Genomic DNA, 4,033 nt, shown 5'->3' with positions numbered 1-4,033 from the left:
ATGCAGTGCTTCTGGCGCCATGGCTACGAGGCAACATCCGTGCGCGACCTTATCGACAAGACCCGGATCACCGGCGCCAGCCTCTACAACGCATTCGGGGATAAGCGCACGCTCTTCATCAAATCGCTGGACCGTTATGTCGAGCACAGCGTTGCGGATCGGATCCGGCGTTGCGAGGCATTGCCGCCCCGCGAAGCCATCGAAGCGTTCTTTTCCGATATCTTGAAGCGCTCGCTCGAGGATCCTGAGCGCAAGGAGTGCATGCTCGTGAACACCGCATCCTCGATCTATTGGGCAAGGGCGTAAGTGACGAAACTGCAACCATTCCCGGATACAGTGACGGAGCGCAATTGGGGCGGACTAGAGGATTGAAGCGCATGACATTTGGAGGGACTGCCGTGCGCTCGCTATTCGAGCGGACTTTGGATGCGCTTCCGGACGGCGTCCTACTAACCGACTCCGAGCGTAGCGTAGTCTATGCGAATCGCTCTTTTGCTCAGCTCTGGAGGATTCCAGACGAATTGGTGAGCACGAAGAACGAGCTCGGCATGCTCACTTTCGTGACAGACCAACTGCTGGACCCGGAGGGTTTCCTTCGCGAGGTGGATCGGCTGCAGCTGGCCCAGGAGACCTCCGAGGACGAAATTCTGCTGAAGGACGGCCGCATTTTTTCGCGGCGCAGTGTGCCGTTCGATGAAGGAGGAAGGTTGGCTGCGCGAATCTGGATTTTTACGGATATCACCGAAGCACGCAGCGCCAGTATCGACGCGTTGACGGGGATACCGAACCGGCATGCCTACTCACGACGATTTCCAGAATATCTCAACACGGCCAACGATGGCCTATTCCGATCCGTCGCCATTCTCGATATCGACAATTTCAAAAGCTATAATGACAGGCATGGCCATGCGGCTGGAGACGACGTTCTGCGCCAAATAGGCACGGTTCTGCGCACGCATTTAACGAATGCAGATGATCTTTTTTTCCGGATCGGCGGCGAGGAGTTTCTCATGGCGTGTCGTACACGCGCCGCCCTGGACGCACACACTTTTTTTGAGGCATTGCGGAATCGAGTCGGTGCGTTGGCAATTACGCACCCCGGGAACCAACCCTACGGTGTGGTGACGGTTTCGATGGGGCTCGGGATTTTTGAAGGGCCACAATCGCCGGCCGACGTCTTTCAACAGGTTAATGCGGCGTTGTATCAATCCAAGCATCTGGGCCGGAACAGGGTAACTATCTGGCGCCTCTAATGCCAGTGTTATCATGGATGGACGACGCCCCGACACGCTATAGTTTCGCGGCCGAGGCGGCCGCAAGCGCGGACTTATCGTTCACAAGTTCATGGAGGAGGTGCTGCCGGGGGAAATCGGAGAATCTCGAGCGGCTATCGACTGATCGACCGCCGGACTAAAGCCATCCCTTGCGACCAGAATATGTGCGTACCTCTCGTGTTTCCTCAAGATCGAAAGTATAACGTCGCCTGCGACACTGCCTCAGCTTTTTCGGTGGTCCGTGTTCTTTTTTCCATGCCTGTAGCCCAAAAATATGAACGTAGATCTCCACCGCCAAAGACCTCCGGCTATGGAATCGATGCATTCGGAGATGCATTCAAAAACCAACGGTGCGGCCGAAAGAATTGACGTCTCGAAGTACTATGCTGGTCGATTTATTCCCAGTGCGACCAGGATAGCCATCAGCTACATTGCGCCACAGAGCTTGCCCTCAATAGGGCCCGTCTGAATATCCGATCCGCGCACCATGGTCAGCTCGACGGGACAGCGATCGGCTATCCCAAGAATCATCTGGCGCTGTCGTCATTGAGTGATTGAGTGGCCCTTCGAGCACAATCGTTCGTGTGAAAAGATCGGTGGGGATCATGTCGGAACGTTTCGAATGCACGACCTCATTCGCGCTTGCTCACGCGGGAGACTCTTGCGTTGTGCAGATAACCGCATGGTCATCGTCGTGCAGGCGGCAAGCCCTGCAGCAACGAAATCGTAGGGTGATAGACCACTGCCGAGACCGCCAAGGCTTATCGGCTCATCTGCGATACCTGCTCAATCTCGAACGGGGCCGCCACCTCATGCACGGGCGACGTCAACAATGACGATGTCTAGATCTCGCAGTGCGCGGCTACTCCTCCATCGAGTTCCTGTCCTAAGGGATGTTGTATCTATCCTGCGTCGCGGCAAGAGCAATCGCGCCCGGATTTGGGGCGGAGGGCGTTGTTGATGATCGATGGTCGATCACTTGCGTATCCCGAGTCTGCGGACAGCCCGCGCTCGTTTCTCGAGCCACCACCCGAACTCCGGGTGCCACATCCCATGACTGCTGTCAGCGCCAAGTTCTCGGGCCGCCTGCAATGGCCAGTTCGGGTCCTCCAGCAGTTCGCGGCCGAGTGCGACGAGGTCGATCTCGCCTTGGTCGATCGAGCGGTCGACCAGCTTCGGGTCCCAAAGAAGTCCGACACCAATCGTCGCGATGCGTGCTGCCGTCTTCACCCGCGCGGCGAGGGCGAGCTGATAGCCATGCTCGAGGGTCATGCCCTGCGGACGTTCCCGTCCTGAGATGCCGCCGCTTGAGCAGTCGATCGCGTCGACGCCGAGGTCTTTCAGTCGTTGTGCGAGGTAGATTGTGTCGTCCACTTGCCAGCCCTCGGGATGCCAGTCGGTGACCGATAGGCGGAAGATCAGTGGGTATTCGTCGGGCCAAACCTCGCGGATCGCTGCGGCGATCTCGAGTGCCAGACGGCATCGTCCTTCGAGGCTTCCGCCGTAATCATCGCGCCGTTGGTTCGCGAGCGGCGAGTAAAACTGGTGGATGAGAAACCCGTGCGCGGCGTAGACCTCGATTACCCTGAAGCCGGCCTCGCGTGCTCGCTCAGCGGCAATTCGGAACGACGCGATCACTTCCCTGATGTCCTCGATGCTCATCGCGGCCGGAGCAGGCCAGCCTTCCGCGTATGGGATCGCACTCGGCCCGATCGCAGCCCACGGTTTTTCACCGCGCTGTGCGATGTCTTCCGAGTCGACCGGCGTCTCACCGTGCCAGGGGCGGCGTTCGCTCGCCTTGCGGCCCGCATGGGCGAGTTGGATGCCTGCAACTGCTCCCTCTTGCGAGAGGAAGCGAGTGACCGCCGCGAGCCGGTCGATGTGGGCGTCCGACCATATCCCGAGGTCGCCATGTGTACGCCGGCCGTGCTCCTGCACGGCAGTCGCCTCGCAGAACACCAGTGCGGCGCCTCCGAGAGCGAACCGACCGAGGTGGACCAAGTGCCAGTCGTTCGCCACGCCGTGCTGCGCGCGGTACTGGCTCATCGGTGAGACGACCACCCGGTTTTTTAGCGTTACACCACGCAGCATAAATGGTTCAAACAGCGTCATCAGGTACGTCTCTCTTCGTTGTGATTGGCTTTGGTCTGCGTCGAGCGGTGTCGTCATTGGGGCTGCTCGATCCGCCACGATGCCGACCCTCGCAGCATCCAGCCACGCAGAATCCCGAGTCTTGACAAATCGTCCGATGACGGAGGCGCAGTCGGCGCAGCGCAGCATACAGGGCCGCGTACATACGCGGTTTCGCCCGCAAGCGGCAGGCTGCGATCGTGATCGCGCTGCCACGCGACGTCGCCGAGCTCACGATGCTCGCGAAGGAAGATTACATTTTTCTGCATGCCCAAAATACGGTGAGGCCGGTTTGTGATAGCAACAACGATTGGCGGCTACGGCCCTCTCAGATCGCGGAGTGGATGGGGTAGACCCACGGATCGACGACAGGCTGCTACGGCGGAACAGCGACGTATAGACCGCCCACATGCCGCCTGCCGCGGCTAGGGCCGCAACGCCGGCTGGACTGGGCCGGGCCTGCGTCGTGACGGCTCCGGTGAGGCAGACCAGTCCGGCGAGGATCGCAGCATATCCAGTCCACCGGATCCACCCCTGTTGTTCCTTCAGGAAGATGTAGGAGAGCATCCCTGCGACGAGAGGCATCGTCGTTGGAGCAATGGAGGCGGTCTGAGCCGCCGAAGTCAGTT

General features: G+C 59.4%; 3 protein-coding genes. 2 read left to right on the top strand and 1 reads right to left on the bottom strand.

Translation table 11 applies throughout. The features are described 5' to 3' along the window. Window positions 1-306: TetR/AcrR family transcriptional regulator (locus tag ACERNI_RS17875; RefSeq protein ID WP_448834583.1), on the top strand; the 306-nt coding region annotated here is incomplete at its 5' end. A 92-nt stretch (window positions 307-398) separates the two neighbouring features. Then, complete coding sequence (locus ACERNI_RS17870) at window positions 399-1,253, top strand: diguanylate cyclase domain-containing protein (protein WP_448834582.1); 855 nt, start codon at window positions 399-401, stop codon at window positions 1,251-1,253. A 996-nt stretch (window positions 1,254-2,249) separates the two neighbouring features. On the opposite strand, the gene ACERNI_RS17865 is transcribed toward ACERNI_RS17870, so the two are convergent. After that, window positions 2,250-3,443, bottom strand: a complete 1,194-nt coding sequence (locus ACERNI_RS17865) for an NADH:flavin oxidoreductase/NADH oxidase (RefSeq protein ID WP_448834581.1) — start codon at window positions 3,441-3,443, stop codon at window positions 2,250-2,252. Window positions 3,444-4,033: the final 590 nt, after the last annotated feature.

The organism is Camelimonas sp. ID_303_24 (assembly GCF_053543495.1).
This window is presented reverse-complemented; position numbering and strand designations above follow the sequence as displayed.